General features: G+C 32.4%; 14 protein-coding genes. 9 read left to right on the forward strand and 5 right to left on the reverse strand.

The window, feature by feature from the left end:
• The first annotated feature begins 64 nt into the window (after window positions 1-64).
• The 4 genes from HMPREF3186_RS07265 (at window position 65) to ftsH (ending at window position 4672) form a co-directional block, all read left to right on the forward strand.
• Window positions 65-679 carry a S1 RNA-binding domain-containing protein gene (locus tag HMPREF3186_RS07265; RefSeq protein ID WP_060914588.1) on the forward strand — a complete coding sequence of 205 codons (615 nt, stop codon included), beginning with the start codon at window positions 65-67 and terminating at the stop codon, window positions 677-679.
• Window positions 669-1985, forward strand: coding sequence for a tRNA lysidine(34) synthetase TilS (tilS, locus tag HMPREF3186_RS07270; RefSeq protein WP_060914589.1), 1317 nt, complete (start codon window positions 669-671; stop codon window positions 1983-1985). Before HMPREF3186_RS07265 ends, tilS begins: the two co-directional genes overlap by 11 nt.
• 4 nt (window positions 1986-1989) lie before the next feature.
• Entirely contained in the window at window positions 1990-2535 is a 546-nt protein-coding gene (gene hpt, locus HMPREF3186_RS07275; protein ID WP_060914590.1) for a hypoxanthine phosphoribosyltransferase, read from the forward strand.
• Window positions 2536-2635: 100 nt separating this feature from the next.
• A complete protein-coding gene (gene ftsH / locus HMPREF3186_RS07280; protein ID WP_060914591.1) occupies window positions 2636-4672 on the forward strand; it encodes an ATP-dependent zinc metalloprotease FtsH in 2037 nt (678 codons plus the stop codon).
• Window positions 4673-4807: 135 nt separating this feature from the next.
• Here ftsH and HMPREF3186_RS07285 read toward each other — a convergent pair whose 3' ends face one another.
• On the reverse strand, window positions 4808-7042 hold the full coding sequence (locus HMPREF3186_RS07285; RefSeq protein WP_060914592.1) for an HAD-IC family P-type ATPase: 2235 nt from the start codon (window positions 7040-7042) through the stop codon (window positions 4808-4810).
• A 480-nt stretch (window positions 7043-7522) separates the two neighbouring features.
• On the opposite strand from HMPREF3186_RS07285, the gene HMPREF3186_RS07290 reads away from it, so the two are divergent.
• Window positions 7523-8674, forward strand: a complete 1152-nt coding sequence (locus HMPREF3186_RS07290) for a hypothetical protein (protein ID WP_060914593.1) — start codon at window positions 7523-7525, stop codon at window positions 8672-8674.
• Window positions 8668-9699, forward strand: coding sequence for a hypothetical protein (locus HMPREF3186_RS07295; protein WP_060914594.1), 1032 nt, complete (start codon window positions 8668-8670; stop codon window positions 9697-9699). Before HMPREF3186_RS07290 ends, HMPREF3186_RS07295 begins: the two co-directional genes overlap by 7 nt.
• Window positions 9700-9856: 157 nt before the next feature.
• Here the strand turns inward: HMPREF3186_RS07295 and HMPREF3186_RS07300 are convergent, their stop codons facing one another.
• The 4 genes from HMPREF3186_RS07300 to HMPREF3186_RS07315 all read right to left on the reverse strand — a co-directional run bounded on the left by HMPREF3186_RS07300 (window position 9857) and on the right by HMPREF3186_RS07315 (window position 13566).
• Window positions 9857-11071, reverse strand: coding sequence for a Fic family protein (locus HMPREF3186_RS07300; protein ID WP_060914595.1), 1215 nt, complete (start codon window positions 11069-11071; stop codon window positions 9857-9859).
• Between the two features lie 414 nt (window positions 11072-11485).
• Window positions 11486-12058 (reverse strand): CYTH domain-containing protein, encoded by a 573-nt coding sequence (locus tag HMPREF3186_RS07305; RefSeq protein ID WP_060914596.1) that lies wholly within the window; start codon window positions 12056-12058, stop codon window positions 11486-11488.
• Window positions 12046-12615 carry a tRNA 5-(aminomethyl)-2-thiouridylate-methyltransferase MnmM gene (locus HMPREF3186_RS07310; protein ID WP_060914597.1) on the reverse strand — a complete coding sequence of 190 codons (570 nt, stop codon included), beginning with the start codon at window positions 12613-12615 and terminating at the stop codon, window positions 12046-12048. Before HMPREF3186_RS07310 ends, HMPREF3186_RS07305 begins: the two co-directional genes overlap by 13 nt.
• A 21-nt stretch (window positions 12616-12636) precedes the next feature.
• Window positions 12637-13566, reverse strand: a complete 930-nt coding sequence (locus tag HMPREF3186_RS07315; protein ID WP_060914598.1) for an SAM-dependent methyltransferase — start codon at window positions 13564-13566, stop codon at window positions 12637-12639.
• Between the two features lie 713 nt (window positions 13567-14279).
• Between HMPREF3186_RS07315 and HMPREF3186_RS07320 the strand changes: the two genes are divergently transcribed.
• The 3 genes from HMPREF3186_RS07320 to HMPREF3186_RS07330 form a co-directional block, all read left to right on the forward strand.
• Complete coding sequence (locus tag HMPREF3186_RS07320) at window positions 14280-14561, forward strand: DUF6110 family protein (protein WP_060914599.1); 282 nt, start codon at window positions 14280-14282, stop codon at window positions 14559-14561.
• Between the two features lies 1 nt (window position 14562).
• Window positions 14563-16617 (forward strand): heavy metal translocating P-type ATPase, encoded by a 2055-nt coding sequence (locus HMPREF3186_RS07325; RefSeq protein ID WP_060914600.1) that lies wholly within the window; start codon window positions 14563-14565, stop codon window positions 16615-16617.
• A 274-nt stretch (window positions 16618-16891) separates the two neighbouring features.
• On the forward strand, window positions 16892-17303 hold a 412-nt coding region (locus tag HMPREF3186_RS07330), incomplete at its 3' end, for an excalibur calcium-binding domain-containing protein (protein WP_084812682.1).

Below are 17303 nucleotides of genomic sequence, written 5' to 3' on the forward strand. Positions count from 1 at the left end.
AATCGATTTCTACGAAATCACGATTTTTGAGTGCTCCCTTTCTAATTGATAGTGAGGTGATTAAATGAGCAAGGTTGCAGGTAAGGTAACAAAAGTTGAAAGCAAAGGATTATATATAAAATTAGAAAATGGCAAGGATGCATTTTTACCAAAGGAAAATATGTTTATAGGTAAAAAGAAAAAGCTAGAAGAGATTTTTTCTGTTGGTTTTATTATTAAAGCCGAGGAGAAGAGTACAAAGGATTCTTTAGTGATTTTGACACAAAAAGAGTTGAAGCAAGCTGAAGCTGAGAAGAAAAGAGTAGAGAAAAACTCTAAGGAAAAACAGAACAAAAAGAAAAATAAACCAAAATCACCGATTAAAAAAGAAGCTAAAGAACAACCTGAAGTTCAGAAAAAACAAGAAGTGCAGGAAGAAAATCAGGAGCCTAAACAGGAGACAAAAACTCTAAAAGATTTGAAAAAACTTCAATTTATAGGGAATATGAAAATTTCTGTAGGAAAAGGTAAGAAGAGTAATATTACTGAGCTATCTGAGGAGAAAGAAGAGAAAAAAGAAATTCCTCCAGCGCCAGAAGGATTGCTAGAAGATATTATTGCGACGACAAAGCAAGCTGAAGTTAAGTTCGAAAAAATTAAGAAAGAACTTCAGGAGAGAGGTTACCTAGATGGACATTAATATTTTATGGCAAAAGACTGATAAAATAGCACTAGGTCTATCAGGGGGAGTGGATTCTATAGCTTTGTTTCATCTGCTTGTTACAAAGTACAAAGAGAGTTATAAAGAATTAGTGGCGTTCCATATAAATCATGGTCTAAGAGAACAATCCTATGAAGAAGCCGAGTTCGTAGAAAATTTTGTCAAAAACTACAATGTTAAGTTTTACAAAAAAGATCTAAATATGAAAGATTTAGTAAGAGATAGTCACACGTCAGAGGAAATGCTTGCAAGAAAACTACGTTATGAAGCCTTTGAGGAGATGTCTTTATTAGAAGGTGACGTGAAGTTAATAACTGCTCATCACAAAAATGATCAGGTAGAGAATATCCTTATGAGGCTCCTTAGTGGACGTAGTATGGATTATAACTTGATGATAGAAGAGAAGACGACTATTGGGGAGCTAGCGGTTTATCGCCCGTTATTAAATGTATTAAAAATAGACCTTGAGCAGTATGCCGATAAAAATGACTTAAAATACTATGTTGATTCAACAAACTTCGATACTGATTATACGAGGAATAATATAAGGCATAACATTGTACCATTGTTAAACGATGTAAATACAGCGAGTTTTGATAATTTGATTAATTTTTCTAGTTATTATCAAAATATTAATACTGAGTTGAAAAATAAGGTATTAGAAGTAAAAGATGATTATGTTATTTCTAAAGAAGAAGATAAAGTTGAATTGGATAAGAATAAATTATTGAAAAATACGAAAGAAGAGATTTATTTCTTGTTAAGAGATATATTAGCAAATAATTTTGGTATTTTTGATATAAAACAAAGGGCTCTTTTTACAATAATAGAAGACTTAAAAAGTAAAAATAATAATAAAAGTTATGATTTAAAAAATAATTTAAAAATTATTAGCGAATATAATAGTATTTATGTTCATAAAATCGAAAAAAAATGTTATAATGATAAGATAGAATTAATAATAGATGAAGTGGATATTAATAAAGTTTATACATTTCATCAGAGTAATTTTCTAATAACCACAACTAACAACTCATCTGAGGTTGGATTTAATAAAGAAGATTTGCCTTTAATAGTTACGGCTAAGAGGGATGGCGATCGAATTCAAAGAGGTAAGGTTAGCAAAAAACTTTCACGTCTTTTTATCGATGAAAAGATTCCGAAGGAACTTAGGGACAAACTTCCAGTGATTCGCAATAAAGATGGAATTTTAGGAGTTTTAGGAATAAATACTAAAGTCAACAAAAACAAAAAATATGATTATTATATAAACACGAAAGGATAAAACAGTGGAAAATTTATTAAAAGATATCGAGAAAGTTCTATTTACACACGAGGAAATCGTTGTTGCTAGTAAAAGAATCGCTAAACAAATTGAAGAGGATTATAAAGATAAATGTCCTGTTCTAATTTGTACATTAAAAGGGGCATTACCTTTTATGGCAGAACTTTTAAAACATATTGACATTCACGTAGTTACTGACTTTATGGATGTATCTAGTTATCACGGAGGAACTGAATCTTCTGGTGTAATCAAAATCAAAAAAGACTGTGGAATGGATATTGAAGGACGTCACGTAATTATCGTTGAAGATATCGTAGATACAGGAAGAACGCTTAAAGCGCTTATCGAAAACTTAAAAGAAAGAAATGTTGCTTCAGTAGCATGTGCTTCACTAGTAGATAAACCAGAAACTCGTGTAGTAGATGTTGAAGCAGATTACATCGGTATAGTTTCACCAAATGAATTCCTTGTAGGATTTGGTTTAGACTATGATGAAAGATATAGAAACTTACCTTACATCGGTGTTCTAAAAGAAGAAATTTATTCATAATAATATTTTAATCAAAAAAGGTCAAAATATTAGTCAAACTTTAGTTATATATGGTAAAATAAATTATGTTTAGAAAAATGATAGGAGGAAGATTGTCTATATGAATAATAAAAAAAGGCAAAACCCTATCCTTGGTATGCTTGCATTAATAGTAATCGCGATTGGATTATTTGCATATTGGCAGCAAGACTTACCTGGGACAACTGAAAAAATAGACTATGCTAAACTTGTTCAGACTATTAAAGACGACAAGGTTAAAGAAATAAGTCTACAAAGAAAAGATGAGAACTACAATGTTAAAGGTACTTACACTGATGGTAATAAGAACTTCGAGAGTGTAGTTGCAGCATCTGATTCTGAAGTACAAAAACAAATTAATGAAAAAGCTAAAGATGGAAAACTAAGTGTAGTAGAATATAAGCCAGCTGAAAAAACTGGAGCAATTCTATCATTCTTAGGTCAGATTATTCCACTTATCTTGTTTATGGGTGTTTTAGTTTTCTTTATGACACAAATGCAAGGTGGCGGTGGAGGCAAAGTAATGAGCTTCCAAAAATCTAAAGCTAAAAAAATCGATGGTGGAGAAGCGAAAGTTACATTTGATGATGTAGCCGGAGCTGATGAAGAAAAACAAGAACTTGCAGAAATGGTTGAGTTCTTAAAAGATCACCGTAAATTCACTAAGATGGGTGCTAGAATCCCTAAAGGTGTACTACTTGAGGGGCCTCCAGGGACTGGTAAAACTTTACTAGCTCGTGCTGTAGCTGGTGAGGCGAAAGTACCATTCTTCTCAATCTCAGGATCTGACTTCGTTGAGATGTTCGTAGGGGTTGGGGCAAGTCGTGTTCGTGACCTATTCAAAGAAGCTGAAAAGAATGCGCCATGTATCATTTTCATCGATGAGATTGATGCTGTAGGACGTAAACGTGGAAGCGGAGTAGGTGGAGGAAATGACGAACGTGAACAAACACTTAACCAACTTCTTGTTGAAATGGATGGATTCGATGGTGAAAAAGGTATTATCGTAATTGCGGCTACTAACCGTGCTGACGTATTAGATAACGCCCTTAGAAGACCGGGTCGTTTCGACAGACAAATTAAAGTTTCTACACCTGATGTAAAAGGTCGTGAAGCTATTCTTAAAGTACATGCTAAAAACAAACCACTTGCTAAAGGTGTTGATCTTCGTTCATTAGCAGAAAAAACTCCAGGATTCTCTGGGGCGGATCTTGCTAACATTCTTAACGAAGCAGCATTATTAGCAGCTCGTGAAAATAAATCTAATATTGAAAAAGAAGACTTAGATGAAGCAATGGACAGAGTAATCGGTGGTCCAGCTAAACGTAGTAGAGTATACACTCCAAAAGAAAAACGTTTAGTAGCTTACCACGAAGCAGGTCACGCAATCGTAGGTATGGTACTTGATAGTGCTGATAAAGTACAAAAAGTTACTATTATCCCACGTGGTGATGCAGGTGGATATAACCTTATGATTCCGGAAGAAGAAAAATACTTCCAAACTCGTACAGATTTAATCGACAAAATCTGTGGATTACTTGGTGGACGTGCTGCAGAGCAAATCTTCTTTAATGAAGTATCTACAGGAGCTCACAATGACTTCGAACGAGTAACAGCTATTGCTCGTGCGATGGTTACAGAATACGGTATGAGTGATGCTGTAGGACCAATGCAAGCTCCATTCCACGATCCATATGGTGGACGTCAACTTTCAAGTATCGGTAACTACTCAGAAGAAATGCTGAAAGAAATCGATATCGAAGTTCGTAAAATTATTAACGAATGTTATGCTAAAGTTCTTCACATTATTGAAACTCACAGAGAACAATTAGAACTTATTGCACAAACACTTATCGAAGTTGAAACAATCGATAGAAAAGAAATCGTTGCTCTTTACCAATTTGGAAAAATGCCAAAAGACTTAGATGAAAGAGAAGCTGATCAACTAGATAAAGTGGTTAATAAGAAATACTACGAAGAAGAAGCTCGTAAAGCCAAAGAAGAAGCTGAGAAAAAAGCTCAAGAAGAGGCTGAAAACGAAGAAGATAAAGTTAAAAAGGTTGAAGAAAAAGACCTAGAAGACGAAAAATCAAAAGAAAAACCTTCTGAAGAAGAATAAAAAATAAACCCTAGATTTGGAATTAACCAAGTCTAGGGTTTTGTTATACTCTTTTAAAAAGTTATTATATCGGTGTTTAGATAATATTCATAATCTAAAGTGAGCGATAAATGAGCGATAAATGAGCGATAAATCCTATTTTCTCACTTTTCTTCTCGTAAAGAAGTGGACTGTCGAGATTACTAATCCAAGAATAATTATGTAAATTACTTGAGAAAATACTAATGGTGTAAAGTGATTTTTCAGGATAAATATATTAACTCCAACACCTATAATTGCAGCTATACTTAACATAGAAAGTAGTGCAAGTTTGTATTTATTCAGAGGTAGGCTGACTTTAGCCACCATACATAATCCATTTATCAACGCAAGAAGGAAAGAGATAAATTTCGCTTGTGAATTATCTGTGATGGTAAAGTTTGTCAGTAGTACTGTAGCTACTAAAATACCACCACCGATCGCAGCGTTTGTCAGTATGTCCTTCATGAAGTTATTGCTTACTTTTTCTTTATTCGCTTCAAAAGTCAGGAAGAAGGATGGAATACCGATTGTTATCGCTGAAATTATCGTAAATTGAATCGGGATAAACGCAAACTCCAAGGCGAAGATTACACTAAGTATTGAGAAGACAATCGAGAAGAATGTCTTTGTTAGGAATAGTGAAGCTACCTTTTGAATGTTATTAATAACACGACGACCTTCCATAAGTATATCGTAAAATACTCCGAAGTCATCTGTTAAGAATACGATATTTGATACGCTTTTTGCAGCACTAGTAGCACCATTCATAGCAAAACTAATATCAGCTTTTTTAAGGGCAAGAACATCGTTAACCCCATCCCCACTCATAGCGACAGTCTTTCCAGCTTTTTGTAATACGCCTACCATTTTCTGTTTTTGTTCAGGGGTAACACGTCCGAAAATATCATTCTCAAGAACAGTTTTTTCAAAGCCCTCTTCAGTCACTTTAGTCATATCAATAGCCTTAGCATCTTCTTTGAAACCAGCTTTCTTAGCAACACCGTACACGGCAATATGATTATCTCCACTGATTATTTTTACTTCAACTCCTTGTGATTCGAAGTATTTGAATGTTTCTTTTGTGTTTTCTTTAATTTCATCTGATAGAACTACATGTCCTATAAGTTTCATATTAGTAGGGATGTTTGTACTGTCTTCAGTATAGGCTAGCGATAATATTCGATAACCTTCTTTTTTTAGATTCTCATAATATTCATCCATTTCAGAAGAGAAGCCTAAAAATTCATATGCTCCGAAGAAATATGTTCCGCTATTTTGTAGTTTTATAAATGAATATTTATTTTTACTAGAAAAAGCTCCTAATTCTTCTACATCCCATTGTTTTTTGCACGTTAGATGATTCTTTAAAGCTCTAGATGTTGCATTTTCATCATCGAAGTATGCAAGATAACTTGATAATTTTTCTGCAACTTCATCATCAATTTCTACAACATTCATATTACCTGTAGTGATAGTTCCTGTTTTATCGAAACAAAGGACATCGACTCTGGCAAGAGTTTCCACGCAGTATAATTCTTGAACTAGAACTTTCTTTTTAGCAAGTTTCATCGCAGCAACTGCAAGAGAGACACTGACAAGAAGGATTAAACCTTCTGGAATCATACCTACTAAAGCTCCAGCACTACTCAAGACTATTTCTACATAACCACGTCCCAGACTAGCACCACGCATGTATAGCATAATTGCGACAGGAACTAATAGAATAGATATAACTTTTAAGATTTTATCCATATAGTCACGAAGTTTAGATGGATATTTTTTAAATTCTTTAGTACTTTTAGCAAGCTTGTTAATGTAGCTATCCTCTCCGACAGCAACAGCTCGTACTAAACAACTACCACTAACTACGTTACTACCACTCATTATTTTATCGTTAGTAGTCTTAAAGATATTGTCACTCTCACCAGTTAATAGTGATTCATCGACCTCAATACTACCATCAATGATTTCTGCATCTACAGGAACCTGATCTCCAAGATTTAAATGTAGATATTCTCCAAGGACGATTTCTTCAGAATCTATATTTATTATTTCATTATCACGATTTACTCGGTATTTACTTCTACCTAGCAAACTCAATTTCTCAAGGGCATTTTTTGAACGAACTTCTTGAAAAATACCAATTGCAGTATTTATAGTAATTACACCTAAAAACAACATATTTTCAAATCTAAGTGTTGTAGCTATAAATGCTGCTAAGACTAAGTTCATAGCATTAAAAAAAGTAAAAATATTAGAAAAGATAATCTCTTTAGTTGTTTTATAAGGTTTTATTTCACTAATATTTTTTTTCGCTTTAGTTACTTCTTCACTAGTTAAATATTTCATTGTACCTCCGCTATAACTATATTTTTAACTAGTTTCTATTTTATCACACTTTAGTATAGTTTTGAAAATTAAAGCATAGTTAATTTCCCAGGAAATATTTTATTGTTTATAAGATATTTTAGAGTTTGTATATATTAGCCCCCTGTTTACATATGTATAGATGGAAGATAAGATATCCTCTGAAAATATTGTCAAAGTTTTTTCTGAATTTTTGATAAAGATTTGTGTTATAATGTTTATATGAATAAATTTTTTTCTGTGAGTGTCGCAATTTATAGTTTAAAGAATTTATTCTTTTTTTTACCTTTTTCATAATAATTTTACTATATTACCTAGTTGTTAAGTTTGTATTATATTAAAATATGGTGTAGAATAAAGTTGAAGGAAGGGTGAATTTTATAAAAATTTTAATACAAAAGTCGATTATTAAAATCTATGTAAATTTTATAGATTTACTCAAGAAAGAAAGAGGGGGCAGACATGAATAATAAAAAAATTATAGAATTTCCTGTCAATAAAAAAGGATATACAGGAATTAGGAACAAAACATATAGAGACTTCGAGCTTAATCATGGCTATAGTAGGATTAAATTCTCATCTAAAGAGCTTGAATCTGATTTTAAGGAATCGATGAAACTTTTTACAGAATTTATTGAGAATATCAATGATCCTAAATACGCGATTTATATTGAAGATGCGATAGCTTTATCTAAGTATAATGTGGATGCTAAAGTCTGGAAAATTGTTAGTAAAGATTGTGCCGAATATGAAATAGAATTAGCATTACTACGCCTAAAAGAGGAAGTATACACCTTTGAAGAAGGTTATGTTGAGGGTAAACTATTTCCGATTAACTATCTTCATTTAATAGTTTGCCACCATCTTGCGGAATTTTATTTAGGTAATAAGCTATATAGTAAAGTTTGGGATGCATATAAACCTTTTTATATGGCTTTAGATATGGCTGATGAAGTTTTAGTGCCGATGTATCATAATTTTATCGTGGCTAGTCTTATATTAAATGATTTCACAATGCTTAACCATTACTATAAACTTATGAGTAAACGTGGTAAAAATGATGATGTAATTTTATTATCGAAAGTTTTCTATCACTTGATGCAAGGTGAGGAGAAAGAGGCTGTAGCGTTTTACAACAAATTGATAAAGAATAATAAATACATTTCTGATGTGTTAGATAGAATTGCTAATCCTAAACTAATAGAGTTCAGTACGGATGATGATTGTAAGTATCTAGAAGCTCTTAATACGGTTATAAAATTCGATTATTTCATAAGTAAAGAGTACTACTTCGACTTCCTTATGCATGTGAGAGAAAGTGAATATGTAATTGGAGATGAGCTGGATAAGTATGCCGACCGCAAGGAAATAACAGTTGCTGATATGAAACGAGATAGGTCATTTATGGCAATTAGAGATACGGAATTAAAAATTATGCATGAGAACTTTTTATTAACAAAAGAGGATTTCTTGAAAATTACGAAGTCAGAATTTCTTAAAATAAAAGGTTTAGGTAAGGGGACTATCAAAAACCTACATTTAAACGGTGTAATGTTCGCCGATGATAGTGAGTTTGATATCCAGATGGATCTTATGGAGGATGACTTATGGTAAAATATGATAGAGAATTCGAAATATTGCTTAAAGAGTTTTTGAAAACTGAAGGGAAGCATTTTTCTAGTAAGGAAGAGGCTACCGAGGTATTTGAGCGTATTTATAATTTGGTCGACGCAGGTTATGAGATGGATGCTTCTCTTAGCGATCATGTTGATGCGATAGATGAAGGAGATATGAGTGTTGTCGATAAAATCAGTGCCTTACGTGAACTTCATGAGGAAAATAGAGATGCTTTAGACAGGGCTATAGAGTTGGAAGAGGATGTCATGTATTCAGATAATGGTGAAGATGCCGAACAGATGATAATAGCGGATGTCCTGGCCGAATATTATAGTGAGGCTGGGATGAATGAAGAAGCTGCGAAACTGTATGAACTTATGTTGATGGCGAATCCAACGGATTTCCATGAGGTCATAGATCTCTTGACGCTTATGTATGTTCGCCTGGATAGAGAAAGTTTACTGATGGATCATATCGATTGCTTTGACTATGAAGATTCAGAAGCTACATTGTTATTGTTAGCTATCTTCAGCATAAATCAAGAAAAATTTGATGAAGCACATTACTATATGACTAAACTTAAAAAACTTAATAAGTATGTAGGTTATATATTTGAAGGTGGCTTCAATAAAGTTCTAGATTATATAGTAGGAAATCCAGGTAATGTGAAAGGTGTCAATAAGGAAAAATATTTTGAAATGACCTTTTCAGCAGGTATTGCTAAAGAATATCTGACTAATAAATATCATTATGAATTATTAGAGAAATTCTATAGAGAAGATATAGAGAAAAAACAAAGCCTGATTGTTGAGGGGCGTAAGACCGTATCTAAAGAAGCTATGAAAGAAGACCCTGTTTTCAAAGGTATGGAAAAACAATTAAACAAGTTTATCGATGTAGAATTATATAATAAAGAAATTATCGAATGTTATACAGAAAAAGAACTGAAAAAACTAGATGGTATCGGAGTAGGTATTATCAAAAAACTGAAAGATAATGGTGTGAAGTTTAAAGAAGAATAAACTAGATTTATTTTTCGAGACGTATATATACAAAAATAAGAAATCTGGGGCTGGAATTTTTTCCATGCCCCGAACTTATTATATAACCAGAAATCTGGGAAGAATGAGTGTCTCAAAATCAATTTTGTCGAGTCGGCTCATAGGTTCCCAAATTTTTTTATTCAAATATTTTAGCTAAAAAGTCTTCACTAAGCGTATATATTTTCGGGTTCTTCTTAATCACTGTAATCTTATCTTCATTTTCTTCTAAATATTTATTAAGAGTTCTTTTAGAAATTCCTAAAATATTAGACACTTCGTCATGACTTATTAAAGCATCTTTAGCACTAAATAAATGACTTTGTAGAAGTAGGAATAGTATATTTTTAAGTTTATCATCAGCAATATTATCGTTAATATAGTTTCTAGCTATGAACATTTTTTCAATATTTTCTGTTAAGAAAGACAATATATGTTCTTGACCTGAAACTAAAAGTTCTAAGTTTTCTTTAACAAACAGAGTCATATCACCTTTGTTTAATGGGTGTGATGTTTTCTCGAAACTCTTATAGTATTTATTTTTATTTCTATTAATGCTGTATGAAAGAGTAATTGCCGTAAATATATCTACTACACTCGTAAGAGATTTGGCGAGTAAGTATCTGCCTACACGACCATTTCCATCATAAAATGGATGGATGTATTCAAAATAGTAATGCCCAATAAAGATTTTATATAGTTTTGGCAAGTTGTCATAATTCATAAATCTAATTAAATCAGCCAGTCCGTTGTTAATATCATCTTCAGTTGCTAAACCATGGTGAATGATATCATTCCCAGCATAGACACTTACGCTTTCTTTTCTAAAAAATTCTCCATCTAAAACATCTTCTTTTGAAACCTCATCCCCAACGAGAACATCATAAATCTTTCTGAAATCTTTAGGTTCAAGTATCTGAACTTCTTTGTCTAGGTAAGAATATAATGTGGCCATACCAGCAAAACGTCTAAGGTTAGGGGAATCACTATCTTTTTTAGAAAGTGCCTCGCTAATCTCTCTTTTAGAACTATGAATACTTTCAATTTCATTAGTACTCTGAAGTTCGTTGATAAGCAACAAATTAAAGAACTTTTCTTGTGCGGCTTCCGGAAGTACACTTTGTTTGGCAATAATCTCAGCACTATTAGTATAAATTTTCTCTAGAATTAAGATTAATTCTGCAGAGTTGTATATAAATAATGGATATTCTTCTGGTTTTCTTACTCCCTTAATAAGGGGATTTATTTTAAGTGAAGTAACAGAAGTAGAAGGAGAATGGATTCTATTGTTATATTCGTTTTCTATATCAAAATTCATATGAAATAATTTTTCTAATGGATAATACTTATTCATATAAATCACCTACTTTAATCTATTTTTAATAATTATAGCATATTCAAAATGGAAAAAACAGTCAAAATTTCCATTTTCAGAAGAAAAAAAGAGTTCAAAATGGAAAAAACAGCCGAAATTTTCATTTTGGGAAGAAAAAGAGAGTTTAAAATGGAAAAAACAGTTAAAATTTCCATTTTGGAATTAAGGTGTGAGTGCACCTTGCACCTACAATAGGTTATAATAAAAACCCCCTTATGTCAGGAAGTAACTCGAAAATCGTCATTTCAGAGAAATCGATTTTGTCGAATTATCCCAAATTGCATAAGAGAGGTGAAAAAATCTAAGCAACAAAATGCTACCTAGATTTCTAGTATGATTTTTTCCTATGCCCCGAAGTTGACAGAGCGTTGTTTTTTAAATCTCAATTTAGTTTTATTGTTTTGAATACTCAACAGCTCTTGCTATTTTTGGTTTAGCAGGATTTTTGTTGATATTATTTTCTTCTAATAGTTTCTCGAATGCGACTAAGCCTGTTTCGTAATCTTTTGTCTCGAATTCTAGTTCATAATCGACGATATCATTGATAAATATTGTTTCATCAAGTACCAATAAGCCTTCTTCTAAAGTAACTTCGTGTCTTAATGTCTCGATTTTTTGAATCAGCATTGGAGTTTTAATCTTCACGTTCATTTGCTCTAGCTCAGCAATAATTTCGTTCGGTAAAATCGGCAGTACCGTTGGCTCTTTTGGATATCTTTCATCTAGAGGTACGTTTATCTCAACGTTTTGAGTTTCACCTTTTACCTTTAGAGTCATTTCTGTTTTTTTATTTGTATAACGAATTCTTAGTGCTGCTCCGATCTTCTTGAAACTTTCATCTGCATCATCATAGTAGAAATTTTTGTTTATTATTTCTTCAGAATTCTTTAAGTCATATTTTTCAAAAAGTGACGTATATTGATCTTTTGTAAGTAAGTTTTTAAATTCTATTTCTATTTCTCGCATGAAATTTCCTTTCTTTTTTCAATCGCAATAATAAATGGTGCGTTGTTTTTCTGATTAATGAATTGATAAATCAATACTTCGGCTTCTTTTTGATCAAGATTTTGAAGTTCATTTAACAGTGCTTCTTTTTCTACTTTACCATTCTCATGTCCCCAATAGAGAACAATAACGATTCTCCCACCAATTTCTAGGTGTAATAAGAACTTTTTAATCGTCGAAAGTGTCGTCTCAGCTAGTGTAGTGATTTCATGATCTGCATTTGGTAGGTATCCTAGATTGAAGACAACTGCACGAATTGTGTCATCTATATACTTATCGAATTCGAAGTGTGAATCAAGAACAATTTCACATTTATCCGATAGTTCAGCTTCTTCGATTAGCCTCGTAGTGTTTTCTATTGCCAATTCTTGGATATCAAATGCATAGACTTTTTTAGCTGAAGTCTTCGCTAGAAACAATGTATCATTTCCATTTCCAGCTGTAGCATCAACAACGACTGAATTTTTATCAATAACTTCTTTTAATAATTTTTTGCTAAAAGCTAATACCTTATCCATATTATTGTCCTTATTATAAAATTATTTTTGTCTGTCTGCTTTCATTTCAGAAAGAATATCACTAAGTTCGTAATAGTTATCGCTAGCTATTGTAAAGTCAAGTGACGTGTTAATAATCTCAGCTAATAGTTTCGAATTGTCACTTGTATAGTCTTCCTCTCTATTTAAGTTTGCTTTAAGACCTACAATAAGTTTCTCTAATTTTTCAACTAAATCAGCTTCTGTAGTTTCATCATTTTCATCGAATTTTTTAGTATAGTCTTTAATATTAAAGCTAAGTCCATCTTTTAACGGTGCGATATATAAAGCACGTAGGTTATTTACGTCCTCACCAACTGCAGCTGAAAGTTCATGTAGAGAAGCAGTGTAAATTTTTTCATCTTTTGCACCAGCTTGCTCAATAACTGTAACCTCATGATCATAAGGATAGAACGACATAAGTTCGTCAGAGACATTAGCCGCAGTTAAATCATCATAACATTGTGTAATAAGTAGGTGTTGTAGTGGATTAACTTGTCTTAAAGTCTCAAGTGCAGTAGCATCAACAAGGGCGAATCCTTCAACAGGATCGAACTTTGCCGCGTTAAAACAAGAATCTAAAAAGCTTTCACCACCAACGATTTTCACGTCTTTACCATTGTTTATTAGAAGTTGAGTAGTCAGCTCAGCGACCATAGGATGCCCAGGAACAAGATACATTACATCGTTAGCCTCAGCAACTCCAAGAATATAATTTGCAATACCGTTATATGTATTTTCGAAATTTTCGCTTTCTGTATAAAATCTGTCACAAGTCTCAAACGCGATATTATTCTCCTCCAAGAAAGAAATCGCAGGATGTTCCTTAGTACGCGCAATAACCTTGGCATTAGTGTTATCTAGTAATAGTTGTCTAATATTTTCCTTAATGTTTGAACTATCATTAGGTCCAAGTCCAATAATATAAATCATAGAGTTCTCCTTATTTATCTATTTTAATAAGTTTTTTTATTCAAAAGTAGTGCGTAAGCCTAGTACGGATCACTGTTTCGAATTCTTAATAATATTTTTCGATTCAAAAGCAATATGTAAATCCAGTACGAATAATTTTTTAAAAATTAATAACTTCATCTAGTACAAATCACTTTTTTCATTTTTCACATATTTTCTTTAATCCAAAAGTGCCTCGATTATCTCAAGTGCCTCACTTTCTTCAACATTGTTATTATAACATAAATTAAAGTTTGAGTTGATAAAAATATTTATCTGCATATTATCGATTCATTATTCAAATATGCAGTATAGTACGACGGGGAATGAAGTGAATTATAAAAAAATATGATAAATCTTATATTAATAAACAAGATTGTTCACTACAGTAAAGAGAAGAAATATTCCTTGGGGAATTTAAGTTTCCCTTATGAAGATTTATGAGCTATGGTGTTTTTAGAGTTAAATTATTACGAAACATAGGTAAAATAATAATATTTTCAAAAATAATTTATTTAGAATAAAACATTAAATTTTTGACTATACAAGGCAGAGGGGGGGAGTGAAAAAAATTGAAAAATATAAGTTAAGAAATATTAAGCGAAAGAGAGAAAAGCTTGATATATTAGGATTTACATATAATTTGTAAAGTGATATAATAATATAAATATAAAATATATAAGGAGGAACTAAATATGTCAATCAAAGCATTAAAAGTTGCAAAAGCAGCACTTAAAACACCAGGAGTATTCGCAGGAGGAGTAGCATTCGGAACTTTAGGTCTTAAACTTCTAGCAAGTAAGGATGCGAAGAAAGGTTACTCAGTTGTTTTATCAAAATTATATAAAGCAAAAGACGGAGTAGAAGGGACAGTATCAAACATTAAGCAACATGCTGATGATGTTGTAGCGGATGCTAAAGACTTATACGAAAAAGAAAAAAGAGAAAACAATCTTCAAGAATTAGAGGAAAAATAAAATGGATTTTAAAATACTACATCTTTCGAGTGCAAGAGCGAGAGTTAGAGCTGATTTTCGCTTGACACCAGATGTAAAAGTATATTTTAAAGAACAGGCATCAAAAATCGAAAACATACAAAAAGTGGACTTTTATCAAGATGAGTACACTTTTGTTGTTATGTTTAAAGATGGTTGCAACAGGTGTTTACAAGAATTCTTTAAACTAGTAGATAAAGAAAAAGTAAGAGACTGTTATGAAAATCCAGTTGTGATAGCTGAAGAAAGTCCTTATTCAATAATTGTAGATGCCATTTTTTGGCGTGCAATGTCTAAATTATTCGTGCCATTTCCACTTAGAGCTATTCACACATGGTGGAAAGCATCAGGATACTTAAAAGATACGCTAAAATTATTAGGACGCAAGCAAGTTACCATGGAAACACTGGATTCGGCGGCAATCTTAGTCTCATTAGCGACGGGAGCTCGTGAAACGGCAAGTTCTATTATGTTCATCCTGGAATTAGGAGAAGCTCTAAACAACTGGTCTGAGAAAAAGTCTGTAAAAGTATTAGAACAAAGCCTAACTTCTATGGATAGAGAAATCTGGCTTGTTGAAGAAGAAGGTAATAGAAAAATAACTTGTGCAGAGGTGAAAAAAGGAGATATAATTCTAGTTTCAGAAGGAAATGAAATTCTATTTGATGGTATTGTGATGAGTGGCGGAGCTAGTGTTGATGAAAGTTCATTGACAGGAGAAAGTTTCCCGGTTGTGAAGAATATTGGAGATGAGGTCTATTCTAACACGATAGTTGTTAACGGTGAGATTAAGCTAAAAGTAGAAAATCCACAAGTTAATGGTCGTATCCAACATTTAATTCAACTTATGAAAGATTCTGAAAGTAGAGAAGACGCATATCATTACAAATATATCAAATTAGCCGACAGTATAGTAAAATATAACTTCTTAGCGATGGGACTAACGTATTTACTTACAAGATCATTCACGAAGGCGATGTCGTTTTTACTAGTAGATTACTCATGTGCATTGAAATTATCAACACCTGTAGCATATCTAACTACTATAAAAAACCTAATTGATCAGAAAATTGTGGTAAAAAATTCAGTAACCCTTGATAAATATGAGGATATAGATACATTTGTTTTTGATAAAACAGGAACAATTACGGTATCTAAACCATATATCCAAGAAGTGCTACCATTTTATGAATATTCTTATGAAGAAGTTCTTAGAATTGGAGCGTGTTTAGAGGAGCATATCTATCATCCAATTGCCAGTGCTGTAGTAAGTAAGGCGGAAGAAGATGGAATCGAGCATGAAGAGATGCATACAGAGTTATATCACATTGCTTCAAAAGGGATAGTATCTCATATCGATGGAGAGAAAGTAGTTATCGGAAGTAGACAATTGCTAAAAGATGAAGATATAGTTGTTACTGACGAGCAAGAACAAATCATAGCCGAAAAACAAGAACAATATAACCTATTATTCTTAGGATATAAAGGAAAATTAATCTCAATTTTCTGTGTGGATATCCCATTAAGAGATGAAGCTGGTGCAGTGTTAGCCGAGCTTAGAAATAGAGGTAAAAAGGTAGTTCTTTTAACAGGGGATAATGAACTTAGAACGAAGAAAATTTTAAAAGATGTAACTTTTGATGAAGTACATACAAGCATGATACCAGTTACGAAATTTGAATACATTAAGAGTGAAAAAGAACAAGGAAGACATGTCCTGATGATAGGTGACGGTCTAAATGACTCAGCGGCACTATCAGAAAGTGACGTAAGTATTGTTATGAGCGAAAGTGCTGATCTTTCAAAACAAATTAGTGATGTTGTCCTAAAATCAGATTCACTAAACTCGCTATTATTACTGTCAGATGTTTCTAAAACACTACGAGCTCAAATGAGCAATAATGTTAAGAGCACAGTATCGATTAATAGTTCATTAATATTCTTAGGATTAATAAATGTATTGCCATCGAACTTATTAGCATTACTACACAACTTAACAACATTTAGTATCGTACTTAAGAATTTTAATATTAAGTAGAGAAGATCAAAAGGTGCCAAGTTAATTATGTTGGGAAGAAGGTATTTCTTCTTTTGGATATGTAAACTAAATTGGTCTTATAAATCGTCGCGGTATGTAAACTAAATAATAAAACTCGAGTCTGGGAGAATCTAGATTCGAGTTTTGTTGTATAGATAACTTAAATCTTGAAAAATATGTATTACTTATTTGAGATTCTCTTTATGATTACATTTGAAAATGCATACAATATATAGTAATATATTAATATAATGAAATAAAGGAGAACGTTTTAATGAATAAAAAAAGAAGATTATTAAGTATTGTGACGGTTGCATCATTAGTAGCAGGCATAGGAGAAGTAGCAAGTCCACAGGCACAAGCAGTTACATTCCATAGTTGTAAAGAAGCGTGGAACCAAGGATACGGAGATATTCGAGTAGGGGAAGACGGTTATTCAAGACATCTAGATAGAGATGGTGATGGAATAGCATGTGAAATCAGTAAATCAAATGGACAATATAAACCACGTGCTCAACACACTCAACATGCTCAAAATGGTTGGGTAAAGAGTGGTGATGCTTGGTACTACTATAAAAATGGATCAGCAGTAAGAAATGCATGGGCAGGAAACTACTGGCTAGGATTAGACGGAAGAATGGTGACAAACAGCTGGGTAGATAACAATCGTTACTACGTAGGAAGTG

Origin of the sequence: Gemella haemolysans (assembly GCF_001553035.1) — a bacterium.
Taxonomy (GTDB): Bacteria; Bacillota; Bacilli; order Staphylococcales; family Gemellaceae; genus Gemella; species Gemella haemolysans_B.